Origin of the sequence: Streptomyces sp. NPDC102437, assembly GCF_044765565.1 — a bacterium.
Lineage (GTDB): Bacteria > Actinomycetota > Actinomycetes > Streptomycetales > Streptomycetaceae > Streptomyces.
Map to the genome: position 1 here is coordinate 546717 of NZ_JBIWKI010000001.1, position 17366 is coordinate 564082.

Sequence of the window (17366 nt, forward strand, 5' to 3'; positions counted from 1 at the left end):
CTTCCAGGCGAGGGCGACAGGATCGTCAGATGCAGCCGATCTTCGTTCTTGTGCACAGCCCGTCCGTAGGTCCTTCGACCTGGCACCCCGTGGCCGAACGCCTGACGGCGGCTGGTTACCCGGTACGGGTGCCGTCCCTGTTGCACATCGGCGCCGGTGCTCCGCCCTTCTGGCCCTGCGTGGCCGACGCCGTCCGCGACGACCTCCGGCAGGTTCCGGCCGACAGCCCCGTCACGTTGGTGGCGCACAGCAACGCAGGACTGTTCCTCCCGGCGATCCGTGCGCGCCTCGATCATCCGGTGACCGGTTCGGTCTTCGTCGATGCCGCGCTGCCGGACCGGACGGGACCGACGCCTGTCGCCTCTCCCGAATTTCTGGAATTCCTCCGCCCGATGGCGGTGAACGGCAGGCTGCCGCGCTGGACCGACTGGTGGGACGAAGCGGACGTCGCCCCCATGTTCTCCGATCCGGTGGTGAGGCGAGAGGTCATCGAGGAGCAGCCTTGCCTTCCGCTGTCCTACTACGAGCAGCACATCCCGGTCCCCGAAGGCTGGGACGACCACCCGTGCTCCTACTTGCTGTTCGGCCCTCCGTACGAGGACTGCGCCGCCGAGGCTCGCGAACGCGGCTGGCGCGTGGCACATCAGCCCGGTGCACACCTCCATCAGATCGTGGATCCTGCGGGAACAGCCCGGCACCTCGTCGAACTTGCCGGTTCGCCCTGATCCGCCTGATCTGCTTGACCCCACTTGGTTCACTTCCGGTGTACGGCTCGGCGCCGTTTGCCGACAGGACAGATGGGCGAGGACTGAAACCATGGGATTGATGGGACTGTCGACGGCATTCACGGAAATGTTCGGTGTGGAACATCCGATCGCGCTGGCCCCGATGGGCGGGTCGGCCGGTGGGGCTCTGGCGGGGGCGGTATCGCGTGGCGGCGGGCTCGGACTGCTGGGCAGTGGGAACGGCGATCAGGACTGGCTGGCCCGCGAGCTCCCTGTCCTGGTCGACGAGACCGCCGGGAAGCCGTGGGGCATCGGATTCCAGGCGTGCGCGATCGACGTCGCAGTGGTGGCCCGAGCGCTGGAACACGGGCCGGCTGCGGTGATGTTGTCCTTCGGTGACCCGAGTCCGTTCGTGGAGCACATCCTCAGCGCGGGGGCGGTGCTGATCATTCAGGCCACCGACATGGAGGAGGCCCGGAGGGCGGTGGACCTGGGCGCCGATGTGATCGTGGCGCAGGGCACCGAATCCGGCGGGCACGGAGCCCGGAACGGGCGGTCCACACTGCCGTTCGTCCCCGCCGTGGTGGACCTGGCGACGCCGGTCCCGGTACTCGCGGCCGGTGGGATCGCCGACGGGCGCGGTGTGGCCGCCGCCCTGGCGCTGGGGGCCGAGGGAGCGTTGATCGGGACCCGCTTCCAGGCCACTACCGAGGCCCTGCTCGCTCCCGGGACCGCCCAGGCGATCGTTGAGGGACGAGGGGAGGACACCGAGCGCAACAGGGTGCTGGACATCGCCCGCAGCTCGCGGTGGCCGTCGAAGTACACCGCTCGCACTCTCGGCCACCCCTACCTCGACGCATGGCGGGGCCGGGAGGACGAGCTCGCGGCTGCCCCGCGTGCGCAACAGGCGTACCAGGAAGCCGTGGTCCGGGGCGAGATCCCCCCGATGCCCCGGTGGGCGAGCGAGGCCATCGACCTCATCGACGACCTGCCGTCCGCGTTCGGCCTGGTCGGCACCCTTGCCGCACAGGCCGGGGAAGCGCTGTCCCGGGCAGGCAGGCTCGGCTGAGCAGGGTGTTCTGGGACTGGCGGGTCGGGGGCACCATGAGACATGGATGCTGTCACTGACCATTCGAGGGCCAGGCCGCCTCGTGCCGTGTGCTCCCGCGGCCGTCAGGACAACATCGCACAGTTGGTCGACTACCGTGGCGGAGTATGAATGTGAGCGGATGGTTGGCAGACACCCGGAATTCGTACGACACAGTCGCGGTCAGCTACGCGGACCAACTGCGCGAGGCCATCGCTGGAGAGCCGTACCTTCGGGCGGCACTGGCGTTGTTCGCCGACATGGCGCATGCAGCCGGCGGCGGGCCGGTGGCGGACGTGGGCTGCGGACCCGGTCATGTCACCGCTCACCTGCATGAGCTGGGTGTGGACGCATTCGGGATCGACCTGTCGCCCGGGATGATCGACGTGGCCCGGAGCGACCACCCCGACCTGCGGTTCGAGGTGGGAACGATGACGGACCTCCGCCTCGCCGACGCCTCCGTCACCGCTTTGCTCGCCTTCTGGTCATTGATCCACGTTCCCGACGACGAGATCCCTGCGGTCCTCGGCCATTTCCGACGGGTCGTGCGCCCTGGTGGACCACTGCTGCTCGGCTTTCACGTGGGCGACGAGTCGCGACTGAAGACCCAGGGTTACGGCGGCCACCCGATGAACGTTCACGTCCATCGACGACAGCCTGCCCGGATGACGGACTGGTTGCGCGATGCCGGATTCACCGTCGAGGCCCAATGGCTGCTCGATCTCGACGGGAGCCGGCCAGGAGCTGTCCTCTTTGCACGTCGCCAGTCCTGAGGGCTGTTCCGTGACCCGCCACCGGACGGACCCCGGGTTCGTGTACCGTCATCCGCCGAGCGTGGCCGCCGCGTTGCGTACCGACGGATCCGGGTCGTCCTGACGCAGGTGTCGCAGCCGGGCGGTGTAGCGCTCACGCTGCTCCGCGTCCAGCGGCGCGCCGGACAGGACGACGAGCGCGTGGCGCCGTACGACGGGCAGAGCCGAAGTCAGTGCGGTGAGCGCTGTTTCGACCTCCTCCGCGCCGATGGCGCAGAGGCCTCTGCCGGGGGCGAGCTGGTGGAGTACGGCGGCATGACGGTCCGGATGCGCCGTCAGAACGTTTTCCAGTGGCGCGTAGTCGAGGGGACCGTGGGCGCCGTGGTCGCGGAACGATGTGTACGGTGCGGCCAGGCCCTGCGCCGCCACATCCGGCGGAATGCTGTCGAGCTGCCTCGCCACCACATCCATCCGGCCGAGCCGTGAGAGCGCTGCCGCGGCCCAGGCCCGGTCCGGCTCGCCGAGGTGTCCGTTCGTCATGGCTCGTTCCAGCGCGTCGGACACCTCGGCCGATGCGATGCCGATGTCGGCCAGGAGCCGGTCACCGCGGTCTCCTCCGGCGTACTCCGGTACGTGGCCCCGTGCCGCCGACGGTCACCTCCAGCGTCCCGGTTGCCCGGCCCGCCCGTCGCTTCGCGGCAGGCTGCTCAGAGCAAGCCCCAGGAACACAACCACGTACGCACACGACACGGCGATCCCGGCCCACCACGGAAGCGGGAAGTACCCGGTGGAGGGCACGAAGTGGGCAGTGACCTGCGGATATTCGACGAGGGTCTGCTGGGTGGCGAAGCCGGCGGCCGGAGTGACCCGCAACAGCCACTGCGAGAGACCGTCGGTCAGCAGCGGGACGGAGGTCACCACGTACGGGACCACGATCGCCAGTACGGCGGCGAGGACCGCGAGCCAGATGCGGCGAAGGAGGGCGCCGAGCGCGAGCGCGAGCACGGCGGAGAGGGCGAGCACAGCGGCCGTCCCGACGACCATCCGCACGCCGGTGAGTGCGGACACCGCGATGACGGTGGTCCCGTACTCGCGCAGGATCGCCGTGCCGATGGGGATCACGATCCCCACGGCCAGGAGACCGGTCACGAACGTGACGGTTCCGACGACGGCCGCCTTCGCGGCGAGCCCCCGGCGGGTGACCGGAGTGCCGCGCGCGGGATCACGGCGGGACCCGGACTGGGCGAACCGCACGGCGACCACGAGCACGATGAGCAGCCCGGGGGCCAGGCCGCCGAGGGTACGTTCCACCGGGCGGTCTCCTCCCTCGGTACCTCCCGGCCCGATGTCGCCGGTGCCGGTGACGGTGATCGTGCCGCCATCCACCACCGCCCCGGATGCCTTGTGGTACTTCTCCCAGTCGGTCCGGTTCATTTCTCCGACGGTGTCGGAGCGCCAGCCCTCGGCGGAGGAGGGCACGTCGCTGAGAACGACGTTGTCGAAGGAACCGCCGGCCTGAGTGAAACGCACCTGTTCCGTCGCGCCGCCGAGGCCGACGGGCCGCAGTGTCAGATCGCCGGGAGAGGTGGCGAACAGACCGACCTGCACAGTCCTGGGCAGCCCGGACAGCTGCGCCGTGCCGACCTTCGTCCACCGCCGGCCGTCGGCGGACTCGTAGCCGGTGACGGAGTCGCCAGACCGTGTCAGCCGCAGCCAGCGTGGCGACCGGGCCGAGACCCCACCGCGGCTGCCCGCGATGTCGTGTCGGTAGTCGTACTGCATCCGCACACCGTGGCTGCCGGTGAGCATCAACGCCGCGTACGACGATCCCCGGCGGAGCCCGTCCTTGACGATGATCCCGGCCTTCGCCCACGGCACCAGGCCCGGGACGATCCGGTCATGGTCCGGCGGCGGATAGGTGATCGTGCCAGTCAGGGATGTCATGCGGACCGTGATGCTGCCGTTCTCGTCCAGATCGCGATGCAGGAAGGAGAACTGGTCGTTGACGTGGGAGCCGTCCGGCCCGGTCGGTTCGGCCGGGCACGGGCCGTCGCAGGATGTGTGGTTGCCGAACGCGGGGAGGAGACCGAGGGCGATGACGACCAGAGCCGCGACCGCCATCGCGCTCAGCCGGCCCGGACGCCGGAACCCGGTCCACTCCTGTCGAACCTGTCGAAGCAGTTTGTTGGTCGTGAGCATGGCATTGGTTCTACGGTTCGGCCCATGACATGGTCCGAACCGCCTCTGTCATCCCGCTGTTAGGCGCCGTGCGGCAGTCTGGGTCCGGCTGCCGGACCCGCAGCGGACGGAAACGGAAGAAGGAGGAAGAAGGGGAGTGAGGAACGTGGGAAAGCCATGGAGCTGGACCGTCGGACGGAGATTCACGATCCTGTACGCGGCCGGGTTCCTCGGGTCCGCGATCGTGCTGCTCGCACTGACGTATCTGATGTCCGGTGGCCGGGTGTCCGGCACCGCTCCCGAACAGCCCCCGGCCGGCCCGTTCGACGTAGCAGCCGCCGAACAGCAGATCCAGGATCTGGAGAGGCGACTCGCGGACGTGCATGCGCAGCAGAGCCACCGGTTGCTGGTCGGCTCGCTGATCGCACTGCTGGTGATGGCAGGTGTCTCTCTCCTGCTCGGCCGCATCCTGGCCGGCCATGTCCTGCGACCGGTGAGGCTGATCACGGCGGCGACACAGCGGATCTCCGCGGAGAACCTGGATCAGCGCCTTGCCGTGACCGGGCCCATCGACGAGGTCAAGGAGCTGGCGGACACGGTCGACGGCCTTCTGGAGCGACTCGAAGCCTCGTTCGTCGCGCAGCGCCGGTTCGTCGGCAACGCCTCGCACGAACTGCGCACGCCACTGGCGACGATGCGGGCTTCGCTGGACGTCGCCGCCGCCAAACCGGAGCCCGCGCCGCAGACCATCGGACTCGTGGGCCGGCTTCGGACCGAACTCGACCGGGTGGACCACCTGCTGGACGGCTTCCTCGTCCTCGCACGGGCCCAGCACGGCACCCTCGCCGACCGGACCCCCGTATCGCTGGGCGAGTTGGCGCGGGAGGCACTGACCGGACGAGCCGGAGACATCACCGCGAAGAAGCTGACCGTCGATGACGACGCCGTCGGGCGGGACGCCTGGACACGGGGCAGTCGGCCACTGCTGTCCCGGATGGTGGAGAACATGCTCGACAACGCGATCGTGCACAACGAGCGGAGCGGCTGGATCCGGGTTGCCACCGAACGCGACGGCGCCGGAACACACTTCGTCGTCGAGACCGGTGGGCGCGTTCTCGACCAGGCCCAGGTCGACCGGCTGACGCAGCCGTTCGAGCGGCTCGGCGCCGACCGGACGGGACCGGAGGGCAGTTCCGGGCTGGGACTCTCCATCGTCGCAGCGATCGTCGCGGCGCACGGCGGCCGTCTCACCCTCCTGGCCCGGCCGGAGGGCGGCCTGCGTGTCGCGGCGGCGATGCCGACGGCGGTCGGTTTCCGGAGAGGAGAAGTGAAGCGGTGAGAGTTCTGGTCGTGGAGGACGCGAGGTCGCTCGCCGAGGTCGTGGCCGAGGGGCTGCGGGACCAGGGAATGGCCGTCGACGTCGCGCACGACGGCCTGGCCGCCGCTGCCAGGCTCGACGTGAACGCATACGACGTCGTGGTCCTCGACCGTGACCTGCCCGGGATCCACGGCGACACGCTCTGTCAAATGATCAGCGAGCGGGACGGCCGCGCGATGGTCCTGATGCTGACGGCGGCCGGAACACCCGGCGACCGGGTCAGCGGCCTCACCCTCGGCGCCGACGACTACCTCGCCAAGCCCTTCCACTTCCCGGAGCTGATCCTGCGCATCCACTCCCTCGCCCGCCGCAGACCGGCCGCCCGGTCCCGCACGCTGCGCGCCGCCGGCCTCGAACTCGACCCGGTACGCCGCACCGCCCTGCGCGACGGCCGCCCGCTTGAGCTGTCGGTCAAGGAGTTCGCCGTCCTGGAGGCCCTGCTGCGCGCCGCTCCCGGCTTCCTGAGCGCCGAGGGTCTTCTGGAACAGGTGTGGGACGAGAACGCCGACCCGTTCACCAACACCGTGACCGTCACCATCGGCCGACTGCGCCGCAAGCTGGGCGGCCCGTCAGTCATCACGACCACACCCGGGGTCGGCTATCGCATCGCCGACGCTCCGGCCCCCTGACATGACAAGGCGGGGTCCACCGGGCGGCGACGTGTGGATCCCCGGCACGACCGGGGCGTCACCGACAGCGATCGGACGGATCGGTGCACGATGAATCATGTTGACCTCAGGGCTTTCGCCTGCTGATACCGCGCACACTCCACCGCTCCGGGGTCGATACCGGTGGGAGGAGGGGTAACGATGGAAAGGCAATCCGCTTCGCGCACTTCGATGCGAGAACGCGCATCTGCTCGATGGTGGGGGCGGCAGGCCAACTGAATCTCCGCGGCAGTCCGGAGCGAAGAAGGAGTCTGCGATGAAGTTCATCGATGAGAAGCTGCGCGCTCCGCCCCAGCAGGCGGCCCGCGTTCCGGGAGGGAGCATGGTCTCCGCCGGTGACTGCGGTCTGCTTCTTGTCAGGATCACCTTCGGCCTCCTCATGGCCGGGCACGGATCACAGAAGCTCTTCGGAATATTCGGTGGTGAAGGTCTCGACGCAACGGGCAGGGGTTTCGCCGCTCTGGGATACCGCCCAGGAGCGGTCTATGCCGCCATCGGCGGCGGTTGCGAGTTCCTGGGCGGGCTGGGCCTGGCACTGGGGCTGTTCACCCCACTGGCAGCGGCTGCCCTGATCGGCGTGATGATCAATGCCATGGCGACTGTCACCGCGGCACATGGCCTGTGGGAGACGGAAGGCGGCGTCGAGTACAACGTGTGCATCGCCGTCGTGGCACTGGCCGTCGCCGCCATCGGTCCCGGCCGGTTCGCCCTCGACAGACCGTTCCGCTGGGGGAGGGGCGGCTGGCCGGAAGCCGCTTTCGCGCTGTTCGTGGGCGGCATCAGCGCCGCCATCGTGCTGAGCCTTTGAACCCAGAGGCTCGCCCTTGGACGGAATCTGGCGGCTGCCGTGTCTGCCGTCGATGTCAGGGATGTGTCCACTCCGCGTGACCACGGAAGGCGGGATGGGGCTGACCGGATTCGAACCGGCGTCCTCCCACACGCGGTGAAGGCGCGACGACCTCTGCGCTACGAGCCCTATCCCGCCAGTGATCATACAAGCAACTCGCGCTCCGCCGCCGCCGGATCAGCGAGGTCGGCGGAGAGACGCGGCAGGGTTCAGCGCCAGGGCAGGTTCCGCCACGGGCTGCCTTCGCTCTCCGTCAGCAGACGGTGCGCCGTGACATTGCTCTGGTAGTAGTGGCCGTATTCCTCGCCGTCGAACCGCAGTACACGGCCCAGCGCGTATCCCGCCGAGAACTCCTCCCAGGACCGGTAGGCCGGTCTGCTCAGGCCGCCGGCGTGCACGATGGCCTGCTCCGCCTCGTGCGGGGCGCAGAAACGGGCGGACAATCCCCACCTGGCCAGGTTCACGGCACGTCCGTAGTCGTAGGCGACCGTAGTGCTGACCCGGCCGTCCGGCGGCAGAAGCCCGTCGGCGCGGAACCGGGCCTCGTACCTGACGATGCGCCTCACCAAATCCTCGATGTCCTTGACCGTGCCGTGGCCCACCCCGATGTCCTGGGCGTGCCCGGCGGCCGTCTCGCGCCACAGCTCCACGGTGGGCTGCTCGCCGAGCCCGGCCCAGAGCCGTTCACGCACCCGGAGCACGAAATCGGGCTCGGGCGGACTGTTGCGCGCCTCAAGCAGGATGTCCAACTGCTCCCGCCAGCGGGTCGGTTCGGTGATGCCCCATGAGTCGCGGAGCAGCTCCAGCTCGCGCGAGTAGTCGTGGTACGCGGTGCCCACCTCGTTCCAGGGCACGCCGTTGCCGACCGCCAGATGCACCCCGCACGCCAGCCCGTAGGCCAGTGGGCCGTGCAGGGCCCCGTGCCGCAACGCGATCAGCCGGTCGTTCCTCGGACGGTCGTTCTCCGCGTGGTAGCGCATCCACAGCGCACGGTGCGCAGGCGTGGCAGGGAAGACCGACTGTGCGGGAGTGCCGGCGTTGACGACGAGCAGCTGCCACGGGTCGCGCCAGGTGAACTCCGCCACCCACTTGAGGGAGACGGCGTGGAACACCCACTCCGGGTGCCAGGGCGGCAGCATCCCGCGGGTGAGCACCGGACGGCAGCTTCGCCCGCCCTGGTCCCGGTACGGGCGCCAGGTGACCATGTCGGGAGCCGCGTCCACCTCGGCCTTCGGGGCGACGATGAACAGTTCCTCGCCGGCCAGCACACGCAGTTGGGCCTCCGTGTCACCGCGTACGCCCGCTTCGAGCAGCAGGTGCTCGGTCATCGACGGAGGGATCCAGGGGGCGCCGGGGGCAGGGAAGCCGGGGTGAGGGGGTAGCGGATTCATGACCATGCGATGTTCCGGTAGGGGCTGTCGGGGTCCTCGGTCAGGACGCGGTGCTGTGCGAGCGACTGCCCGTATTTCACTCCGGACGGATCGTCCTCGTCGCCAGAGAGTAACCGAGGGAGAACTGTGCCCAGGAGCCGTACGCCTGCCCGGCCAGGGCGCCGATACGCAGCACGGCCTGTTCGGCTTCGCGTGGATCGCAGAGGCGGGCACCCAGCGCGAGCCGTACGAAGTTGACCGCCCGCCCGTAGTCGAATGCGGACAGGGTGTCGACCCGTTCGCCGGGGCCGAGGGCGCCGTCCGCGCGGAACCTGTCCTCGTACTTGGCGGCCAGCCGCAGCGCCTCATGGGCCTCGTCCGCGTCGGAGGGCGTGGACCGGCGGCGCGCCAGCGCGTCGGTGAGCGCCGCAGACCATTCCGGGACCGTGGGGGTGCGGCCCAGCCGCCCGGCGAGGGTGCGACGGATCCCGAGCACCGACTCGTAGGTACGGCCGACGAGTCGGGCGGCCAGCAGTGCCTCGAGAGTCTCCCGGTAGGCGGCGCGGTCCTGCACGCACCAGGGGTTGCGGAGCCGGACGCGATCCGTCGCGTACCCCTCGTAGGCGGCGCCGAGGTCGTTCCAGACGAGGCCGTTGTGCACGGCGAGATGGGCTCCGAGAGCCAGCCCGTGTGCGACCGGTCCGTGCAGCGGACCGGCCCGATGGGTCAAGAGCAGGCCGGGCTGCGGACCGCCCGACCGCTCGTGGGCCTTCAGCCACGCCCGGCGACGTCCCGGACCGGCCTCAAGAGTGACCGCATACGGTGTGCCGGGATTGATTCCCAGCCACCGCACTCCGTCCGGCCAACGGCGAGCGAGATCGTCGAGACCGGTCGCCTCGAACACCCAGTCCGGGTGCCAGGGCGGCAGCGCGCCGGATGTCAGCACTGTGACACACCTCCGGCCCGACGCGGGATCCGGCTGCGCCGTGAGCGGTGGGGTGAAGCCGGGAGTGTCCGCGTACAGCCGGGCGACGAGTACGAAGAGCCTGCTCCTGGCCAGGACGTCCAGCAAAGCATCCCGGCTGCCGGTCACCACTGTCTCGTGGACCAGCCGTTCCGTCTCGGTCGGCGGCGACCAGTCCGCCCACGGTGCCGCTGTCTCCGCCGTACCCGTACCCGTTGTTCCTGTCCCCGTTGTCACGGTGGGATCCTATGGAACGCCTCCGGCGGCCGGGGCGGCGACCTGCGAGACCGGCCGACACGGAGGGGGATGGAGGCCGGCTTCTCAGCCGCGTGTGAACCAGCCGCGCGGCTGATTCGTCCGGCGGCGCAGCCGTCGCCTGTAGCGGGATTCCAGTCGGCGCGCCTCGCTCCCGAGGTAGCTCCGGGCGTTCCCCTCGTCGGCCAGTGTGTTTCCCAGCTGCGCCAACATGGCAGCCGCGCGCTCGAACTCACCGGACTCACCGAGGCTGCGCGCGTGGGCGAAGAGGGTCTTCGCGGGCCATCCCCGGTCTTCGCCGTCACCGAGGGCCGCCAGTTCGTCGTAGTACCGCGCGGCCGTCTCGTAATCCTGCATGAGGTAGGCGTCGTCGGCCACGGTCAGGTGGATGTCGCGGCGATGGGAGTCTTCGGCAGGCAGTCCACGGACGAGGTCGGGCAGCAGGTGCTCCAACACGGCCCTTCGCCGCTTCACATCCTCGAACCTGTCCCGCGACAGCCCCTTGCACAGGCCCGTGGCCAGCTCGGCGCGCGCGTGCAGAGTGACCGGGTCGAAGGGGCCCAGTACATGCTGCGCCATCTTGATGACCTCGCGCATTTCGGCCGTCACCGCAGTCCTGTCCGCGTGCTCCGACTGAAGCCGGTGCCCCAGCAGCACTGCCCGTGCCTCGATCGTCCGCCGATCCTGTTCGCCGAAGACCCTCCGCAACTTCGGAACGGTCCGGGCCAGAGCCGGGTCGGTCGGGTCCCGGCGCCACAACCGCCGGGCACGGACGAGGACGGCCTCCGTGGTCAGCGGGTCGTCCGGGCCCAGTTCCCGCTGGGCCTCGGGGATCAGCGCACCCAGCAGTTCCTGGAACTCGCCGATGTCCGAGTCATCGGGCAGGGCCATGATCTGGCCCAGTCGACGACGCAGAGCGGCACGCACCGGCTCCGCACCCTCGTCGAGGACCGTGGGCGTGTAAGAGGGGGCTGAGGCGTCGTGCCCGGCCGCGGCGCGGTGGGCTCGGTGACCTGGGCCAGCAACGTCAGGCGTTGCGCAACAGCAGCTGCGTGCGGCGGCCGGCCGGCCGGGTCCTTGGCCAGGAGATCGAGGACGAGCTGGTCGGCGGTGGGGGAGAGCGAGGGGGTGAACGCGCTCGGCCGCGGCGGCGGTGCACCGATGTGCTGGGCGTACAGCTCCTGCCACGACGTTCCGGGGAACGGTAGTCGGCCGGTCCACATCTCCATCAGCAGGCAGCCGAGCGAGTACAGGTCCGAGCGCGCGTCCGCCGCGCCCCGGAAGCGTTCCGGAGCCATGTACAGAGCGGTGCCGATGACGCCGTTCCCGGTGAGATCGGTTCGGGAGAGCTGGTGCCGGGCGATGCCGAAGTCGAGGACCTTGAGGGTGTCCGCCGCTCCGATGATCACGTTCGCGGGTTTGATGTCGCGGTGCACGATCCCCGCCGAGTGGGCCGCTTCCAGAGCCGAGCAGATCCCCCCGGCCCAGCCGACGGCGTCGTGGAAGCCGGGGAGGCCGCGTCGGAGCACGTCCGCGAGACTCTCTCCGCGCACCAACTCCATCACCAGATAGACGAGTTCCCGCCCCTCCCAGTGGATGTGGGCGAAGTCGTGGACGGTCACGATGTTGGGATGTGCGAGAGAGCCGGCAAGTTCCGCCTCCCGCACGAACCGGCGGGCTTCCTCCACGGTGTCCGGGACCCCGGTCTTCACCGCGACGTCGCGGTTCATACGCAGATCACGGCCCTGCCAGACGGTGCCGAATCCTCCGGCGCCCAGCCGGGAGTCCAACCTGTAACGCCCGTCCAGTACATCCCCAGCCTGCGGCACGTTCTCTTCCCCCTGAATCCCTCTGACCCTGCAATCACCGACTTCCCGCATTCTTGAGTCCGAGCACGGCCGTTGTCATCAGATCCACAGCAAAACCTGCCTGCTTGAGCCGGTGGAGGTATCCCGCCCGTCGGCAGCGCGCACTGGACGTACGCGGCGCAATCCAACGGCCTTGAACGGGCGGGAGGGGCGGCGTCCGTCGTCCGCCGCCCCTCCCCGCCGCTGTCTCAGGTAATCAACGAAGCCCGTAGTAAAGCGAGTTGTGCGTCGTGTCCGGCAGGTACAGCACGTCGTTGCCGTCCGAGTCCCGCCGTACCGCGAGCCGGTCCGCGCTCACGCCGGGTGCGGCGGACTCCGCGGTCCAGGCTCCGTCCGCCGACTGTGTCGCGGCGAAGACGCGGTCGGTGCCGGAGCCGGCGACGTAGTAGATCCGCTTGGTGTCCGTCTCGTCCCAGGTGATGCCGAGGGCCGCGGCTGTCTGGCCACCGGCGTACACGGTCTTGCGGACCCAGTCGCTGCCGCTCGGATACGCGTAGTACACACGGAAGTTGCCGCCGCTGTCGGCCGAGCGGTAGCGGTAGGCGACCTTCGGGGTGGAGCCGTCGAGGGTGAGCTTGGCGCTCTGCACCGCCGGACCCGTGTAGGCGTTGTCGATGCTCCACTCCTCACCTGTGGTGAGTTCCTGGATCACGTCGGACGTGTCGGGCGTCACCGGAGTGGTGACGCTCGCGCCCGCGCTGTCCGCGAAGGCGCCGGTCGACGGGTCGTAGCTCAGGTAGGAGAGCTGGTGCCGGAACCCGGTCGCCGGGGCCTTGGCCCACTCGTAGAGGAGATGTACGCGGCCGTCGGCGTCCACCGTCAGGTCGTCGGGGTACACCGAGCGGTTCAGTGCGTCGGCGAACGTGGCGACCACGCTCCAGCGTGCGGCGGCGTTGTCCCAGCGGTACAGCTTGCCGGGGCGCTTGTCGGAGCCGGAGCCGACGCGGGCGGCCAGGTACAGATCGCCGTTGGGCGCGGTGGTCACGACCGGGTAGGTGATGCCCACGCCCTGGTCGGGCAGTTCGGACGCGTGATCCGTGACGTCCCCGCCGGGGGCTTCGGTGCGGAAGTAGCGCCAGGGGTCGGCGTGCATGGAGGCGAACACATGCAGACGGCCGCTGCCGTCGCGCGCCACGGACGACTGGTTGTGACCGTTGTCGTCGGGGAACTCGGCCTGCTGTCCGCTCTTGTCGAGCAGCGGCAGACGGCTCCACACCCCGTCCGGGTCGCGCCGCGCGATCGCCGGACGGTGCGTGGCGGCCGTCGGTCCGGGCTCGTTGAAGGCGAAGTACGTGTACTGACCGCGCCCCTTGTACGTGGCGACCGGCGCCCACCAGGCGGCCTGGTTCGACGAGTCCATCGCGTACGGGACCTTCTCGATCACCGTCGCCGCGGCCGCCGCGGTCGCGGCACGGCCCGTGTCGTCGGCGCGGGCGGCGGCCGGGACGAGTGAGAGCAGGGCGGCCAGGGACGCGGCCGAGGCGGCGTACGCGCGTGCACTGGGACGTCGCAAGGTGAACTCCTTCGTGGCGGTGAGGCGGTGAGGCGAACGGGAGTGTCCCCGCATGTCGGCACACCCCCTCCGCTGCGCCCGGAATTTACAGCAGTTCCCAGATCATGAACAGAGGTTGCACAATGCGGAACTTGAATACGTCATAGGGATGATGTGTGCGGCATGACAAAGGGCCCGGTGATGGCCGTTTCGACCTTCACCGGGCCCGGAGCGCCGCTCGCCGGCTCAGCGCTTGATGAGGGCGGCGACCTCCTCGCCGGCCTTCTTCATCGCGTCCTTCGGCTCCGACTTGCCGACCAGGACCGCCTGGACCTGCTTGGCCACGGCCTCCTCGATCTGGGCGTTCTGCGCGAACTGCCAGAACGGGCTGCCGGTCGCCGTGTCGGTGATCTTCTCGGTCCACTCGGTGGTGAAGGTGTCCTTGGCGACCTTCGGGTCGGACAGGCCCACCGTGGTGGACGGCGGCAGGGCGCGGGAAGCGAAGTACTCGGTGGTGGTGGCGCGGTCGGAAGTGGTGTGCAGGGCGAACTGCGTCGCCGCGTCCTGTCCCTTGCCCTTGACGATCGCGATCACGCCGCCCCACAGCAGCGCCTGTGGCGTGTCGCCGGCCTTCAGCACCGGCCGCTTCATCGGCTGCATCGCGTCGGCCAGCGTCTTGTCCTTGGACTGCGCCGAGGTCACGCCCTTGCCGATGATGGCGTCGTCGTAGAAGGCGGCCTTGCCCTGCCCGAACAGGGCGCGTGCGTCGAAGCGGTCGACGTCCGCGGCGATCAGCTTCTCGTCGTGCAGCTTCTTGTACCAGGTGACCGCGTCGACGGAGGCGTCGTCGCCGATGGTCACCTTGTCGCCGTCCATGAGTACGCAGCCGAAGGTCTGCATCCACGGGAAGATGTCCTTGAGCTGCGCGACCTTGGTGGCCGCGGCGTAGGGCACGATGCCGTTGCCGAGCCCCTTCAGTTCCCGCAGCGCGCCCTCGAACTCCTCGATGGTGGTGGGGTGCTTCTTGATGCCGGCCTTCTCCAGGAGCTTGGAGTTGGCGATCACGCCGATCGAGCCGGTGTTCCACGGCAGGCCGTACTGCTTGCCGTCGTACATGCCGCTGTTCAGCGCGACGTTCGTGTAGCCGCCCTTCATGGCCACGGTGTCGAGTTCGGCGAGCTTGCCCATCTGCGCCACCGCGGCGAGCCAGGCGATGTCGAGGTGCACCGCGCCGGTCGTCTCGCCGCCGCCGAGCTTGAGGGTGAGCTGGCTCAGGTACTCGTTGTACGGGTACGAGACCGCGCGGATCCTGGAGCCCTCGGCCTTCTCCCACGCCTTGATGATTTTCTCTATGGAGGGCTTGGCGGCCTCCTCGTTGAGCGACCAGGAGGTGAAGTCGAAGTCCTTGGACTTCGTGTCGCCTCCGTTCGAGGAGCTGCTGGCGCCGGATGGTGCGCAGGCGCCCAGCGCACCGGCTCCGGCCACACTGAGCGCGCCGATGCCGAACATGCGCAGCGCGCCGCGCCGGCTGATGCCAGAGGTGGTCATGGTCTCTCCATGGGGGAGTGGGCGGAAGGGAAGAGTGTGGGGGGAGGGTGCGGGAGGATCCCGCGGTCTCAGCTCTTGACCGAACCGGCGGTCATGCCGCCGACGAGGTAGCGCTGCAGGAACATGAAGGCGATGACCACGGGGACGGAGACGACGAGCGAGGCCGCCATCAGCTCCGGCCAGGCGGTCTGGAACTCACCGATGTAGGTGGAGACGAGGCCGGGCGGCAGGGTCTGCTTCTCCTTGTCGGCCAGCGTCACCGCGAAGATGAAGTCGTTCCAGCCGCGGACGAAGGCGAACAGGCCGGCGGCGATCATTCCGGGCGCGGCCAGCGGCGCCACGATGGAGTGCAGCGTCCGCCACCGGGACGCGCCGTCGATGGACGCGGCTTCCAGCAGGGCGTCCGGAATGGTGTCGAAGATGCCCTTCAGCATCCAGACGCACAGCGGCATCGTGAACGTGGTGAAGGACAGCACCAGGGCGGTGTACGTGTTCAGCAGGCCGAAGCTGGAAAAGACGGCGTACAGCGTCACCAGCAGGACCGCCTGGGGGAACATCTGGGAGGCCAGCACCAGGTGCATCAGCGACCGGCGTCCGCGGTAGCGGAACTTGGAGAACGAGTAGCCCATGTACGTGGCGACGACCACGCTCAGCACGGCGGTGATCGAGGCCACGATGAGGGAGTTGACCAGGTACTTGATCAGCTGCTCGTTCTCGGCGAGGGCCGTGAAGTTGCTGAAGGTGATCTCGGTGGGTATGAGCTTCGGCGGGAACTGGAAAGTCTGCTCGGGGCTGCTCAGGGCGGTGGCCAGCAGCCAGTAGATCGGCAGCATGCCGAAGGCACCGATCACCAGGACCGCGGTCCAGGCGGCGATCCGCGAGCGCAGCAGGTCCTTGCGGACCCGGCGTCGCGAGGTGCGCCCGGCGGACGCGGTGTGCGGCCTCAGCCGCTCGGTGCCGGACAGGGGGGTGGAGGTCGTGGAGGTCATCGGGCGTCGCCCTTCCGCTCGGTGATCCTGAGGTATACGGCGACGAGGACGAGCAGGAGCAGCATCCACAGTCCGCCCAGCGCGGTCGCCCGGCCGATGTCGAAGCCCTTGAAGGCGGTCTGGTACACGGCGGTCGCGAAGGTCTCGGTGGAGCCGGCCGGGCCGCCGCCGGTGAGCACGTAGATGGTGTCGAAGTGCTGGAAGTTCCAGATGAACTCCAGGAGCAGCACGATCGAGGCGACACCGCGGACCTGCGGCCAGGTGACGGCGAAGAAGCGCCGGATCGAGCCCGCCCCGTCCATGGAGGCCGCCTCGTGCAGTTCCTTGGGAACGGTCTGCAGACCGGCCAGCAGCATCACCATCATCCAGGGGAAGCTCGCCCAGGTCTTGGTGATGATGACGGCGAGCATGGCGGTGCCGGGCTGGCCGAGCCAGGAGATGGACTCCTCGATGATCCCGGCCTTCATGAGGATGCCGTTCAGCACGCCGTAGTTCGCGTTGAAGATCCACATCCACAGGAAGGAGATCACTACACCGGGGATCACCCACGGGAACAGGAACAGGCCGCGCAGGAAGCCGCTGCCCTTCAGACCCGAGTTGAGAGCGAGCGCGAGCGCGAAGCCGATCACGAAGGGCACCACCGTCGCACCGACGGTGAAGATCAGCGTCTGCTTCAGGATCGTGAGGAAGTCGCCGTCCAGCCAGTAGGAGAAGTTTTCCAGGCCGACGAATTCCCGGCCCGGCAGCCGCAGATCCTGCTTGAAGAAGCCGGTGAACAGGGCCGAGACCAGCGGGTAGACGATGATCGTCGCGAACAGGGCGATCCCCGGGGCGGTCAGCAGCAGTGCGAACGCGCCGTTGGAGAGCCGCCCACCGGCCCGCTCGCGGCGTGGAGCGGCCTTCTGGGGAGGTGCGGCCGTACTCATGGGTGTGTCCTCTCAAACGGGGCGGGAGCGGTGTTGCAGGGCGTGGCACGGAAGGCCGTGCACCGGCAGCCGGATGTGACGCGGCCGGGCGCGAGTGGTGATTCGCCCCGTCCCCTGTTTCGCCGGAGGCCCTGTGTGAATGCCATTGCATGCTCCATTGAACGCAAGTTGCAGCATGCGGGATCGTTCTCCATATCGTGCGACGGCGTCAACCCTGCTGGTGAGTGAATCGCCGGTTCTGTGGGGGACCGGCGAAGTCGCCGCACTTGCCATGAGCTGGTCCGTCGGCCCGCGGCGACGGTGTCGTCGGCTGCGCTGG

Annotated in this window: 16 protein-coding genes; 6 read left to right on the forward strand and 10 right to left on the reverse strand. The window is 69.2% G+C overall.

The window, feature by feature from the left end; all coding sequences use genetic code 11:
* The first annotated feature begins 29 nt into the window (after positions 1–29).
* From ACIRJP_RS02435 to ACIRJP_RS02445, 3 genes are all read left to right on the forward strand, one after another.
* Positions 30–725 (forward strand): alpha/beta hydrolase, encoded by a 696-nt coding sequence (locus ACIRJP_RS02435; protein WP_404167331.1) that lies wholly within the window; start codon positions 30–32, stop codon positions 723–725.
* Positions 726–825: 100 nt separating this feature from the next.
* The gene (locus tag ACIRJP_RS02440; protein ID WP_404167333.1) at positions 826–1794 is read left to right on the forward strand and encodes a nitronate monooxygenase; all 969 of its coding nucleotides are present in this window, start codon (positions 826–828) and stop codon (positions 1792–1794) included.
* A gap of 146 nt (positions 1795–1940) precedes the next feature.
* Positions 1941–2585, forward strand: coding sequence for a class I SAM-dependent methyltransferase (locus ACIRJP_RS02445; RefSeq protein ID WP_404167335.1), 645 nt, complete (start codon positions 1941–1943; stop codon positions 2583–2585).
* Positions 2586–2633: 48 nt separating this feature from the next.
* Here ACIRJP_RS02445 and ACIRJP_RS02450 read toward each other — a convergent pair whose 3' ends face one another.
* On the reverse strand, positions 2634–3104 hold the full coding sequence (locus ACIRJP_RS02450) for a hypothetical protein (protein ID WP_404167337.1): 471 nt from the start codon (positions 3102–3104) through the stop codon (positions 2634–2636).
* Positions 3105–3218: 114 nt separating this feature from the next.
* A complete protein-coding gene (locus ACIRJP_RS02455; protein ID WP_404167339.1) occupies positions 3219–4763 on the reverse strand; it encodes a hypothetical protein in 1545 nt (514 codons plus the stop codon).
* Between the two features lie 145 nt (positions 4764–4908).
* On the opposite strand from ACIRJP_RS02455, the gene ACIRJP_RS02460 reads away from it, so the two are divergent.
* From ACIRJP_RS02460 to ACIRJP_RS02470, 3 genes are all read left to right on the forward strand, one after another.
* The gene (locus ACIRJP_RS02460) at positions 4909–6081 is read left to right on the forward strand and encodes a sensor histidine kinase (RefSeq protein ID WP_404167341.1); all 1173 of its coding nucleotides are present in this window, start codon (positions 4909–4911) and stop codon (positions 6079–6081) included.
* Entirely contained in the window at positions 6078–6749 is a 672-nt protein-coding gene (locus ACIRJP_RS02465) for a response regulator transcription factor (protein ID WP_404167343.1), read from the forward strand. Before ACIRJP_RS02460 ends, ACIRJP_RS02465 begins: the two co-directional genes overlap by 4 nt.
* A 361-nt stretch (positions 6750–7110) precedes the next feature.
* Positions 7111–7596 (forward strand): DoxX family protein, encoded by a 486-nt coding sequence (locus tag ACIRJP_RS02470; RefSeq protein WP_404167647.1) that lies wholly within the window; start codon positions 7111–7113, stop codon positions 7594–7596.
* Between the two features lie 248 nt (positions 7597–7844).
* Here ACIRJP_RS02470 and ACIRJP_RS02475 read toward each other — a convergent pair whose 3' ends face one another.
* The 8 genes from ACIRJP_RS02475 to ACIRJP_RS02510 form a co-directional block, all read right to left on the reverse strand.
* The gene (locus tag ACIRJP_RS02475) at positions 7845–9032 is read right to left on the reverse strand and encodes a DUF1266 domain-containing protein (RefSeq protein WP_404167345.1); all 1188 of its coding nucleotides are present in this window, start codon (positions 9030–9032) and stop codon (positions 7845–7847) included.
* Between the two features lie 70 nt (positions 9033–9102).
* Entirely contained in the window at positions 9103–10206 is a 1104-nt protein-coding gene (locus ACIRJP_RS02480; RefSeq protein ID WP_404167347.1) for a DUF1266 domain-containing protein, read from the reverse strand.
* An 84-nt stretch (positions 10207–10290) separates the two neighbouring features.
* Complete coding sequence (locus ACIRJP_RS02485; protein ID WP_404167349.1) at positions 10291–11115, reverse strand: hypothetical protein; 825 nt, start codon at positions 11113–11115, stop codon at positions 10291–10293.
* Positions 11058–12053 (reverse strand): serine/threonine-protein kinase, encoded by a 996-nt coding sequence (locus ACIRJP_RS02490; protein ID WP_404167350.1) that lies wholly within the window; start codon positions 12051–12053, stop codon positions 11058–11060. The genes ACIRJP_RS02485 and ACIRJP_RS02490 overlap by 58 nt, the downstream gene beginning before the upstream one ends.
* A gap of 235 nt (positions 12054–12288) precedes the next feature.
* Positions 12289–13605: a BNR-4 repeat-containing protein gene (locus tag ACIRJP_RS02495; protein WP_404167352.1), complete on the reverse strand. Its 1317-nt coding sequence runs from the start codon at positions 13603–13605 to the stop codon at positions 12289–12291.
* Positions 13606–13830: 225 nt separating this feature from the next.
* Positions 13831–15132, reverse strand: coding sequence for an extracellular solute-binding protein (locus tag ACIRJP_RS02500; RefSeq protein ID WP_404167354.1), 1302 nt, complete (start codon positions 15130–15132; stop codon positions 13831–13833).
* A 68-nt stretch (positions 15133–15200) separates the two neighbouring features.
* Positions 15201–16121 (reverse strand): carbohydrate ABC transporter permease, encoded by a 921-nt coding sequence (locus tag ACIRJP_RS02505; protein WP_404167356.1) that lies wholly within the window; start codon positions 16119–16121, stop codon positions 15201–15203.
* Complete coding sequence (locus ACIRJP_RS02510; RefSeq protein ID WP_404167358.1) at positions 16118–17047, reverse strand: carbohydrate ABC transporter permease; 930 nt, start codon at positions 17045–17047, stop codon at positions 16118–16120. Before ACIRJP_RS02510 ends, ACIRJP_RS02505 begins: the two co-directional genes overlap by 4 nt.
* Positions 17048–17366 lie beyond the last annotated feature (319 nt).

Excerpts from the sequence above, each read along its gene's own strand:
- ACIRJP_RS02435 (WP_404167331.1), top strand. The coding sequence starts at position 30 with ATGCAGCCGATCTTCGTTCTTGTGCACAGCCCGTCCGTAGGTCCTTCG.
- ACIRJP_RS02470 (WP_404167647.1), top strand. The coding sequence starts at position 7,111 with ATGGTCTCCGCCGGTGACTGCGGTCTGCTTCTTGTCAGGATCACCTTC.
- ACIRJP_RS02510 (WP_404167358.1), bottom strand. The coding sequence starts at position 17,047 with ATGAGTACGGCCGCACCTCCCCAGAAGGCCGCTCCACGCCGCGAGCGG.
- ACIRJP_RS02445 (WP_404167335.1), top strand. The coding sequence starts at position 1,941 with ATGAATGTGAGCGGATGGTTGGCAGACACCCGGAATTCGTACGACACA.
- ACIRJP_RS02440 (WP_404167333.1), top strand. The coding sequence starts at position 826 with ATGGGACTGTCGACGGCATTCACGGAAATGTTCGGTGTGGAACATCCG.
- ACIRJP_RS02500 (WP_404167354.1), bottom strand. The coding sequence starts at position 15,132 with ATGACCACCTCTGGCATCAGCCGGCGCGGCGCGCTGCGCATGTTCGGC.
- ACIRJP_RS02475 (WP_404167345.1), bottom strand. The coding sequence starts at position 9,032 with ATGGTCATGAATCCGCTACCCCCTCACCCCGGCTTCCCTGCCCCCGGC.
- ACIRJP_RS02455 (WP_404167339.1), bottom strand. The coding sequence starts at position 4,763 with ATGCTCACGACCAACAAACTGCTTCGACAGGTTCGACAGGAGTGGACC.
- ACIRJP_RS02505 (WP_404167356.1), bottom strand. The coding sequence starts at position 16,121 with ATGACCTCCACGACCTCCACCCCCCTGTCCGGCACCGAGCGGCTGAGG.
- ACIRJP_RS02450 (WP_404167337.1), bottom strand. The coding sequence starts at position 3,104 with ATGACGAACGGACACCTCGGCGAGCCGGACCGGGCCTGGGCCGCGGCA.
- ACIRJP_RS02485 (WP_404167349.1), bottom strand. The coding sequence starts at position 11,115 with ATGGCCCTGCCCGATGACTCGGACATCGGCGAGTTCCAGGAACTGCTG.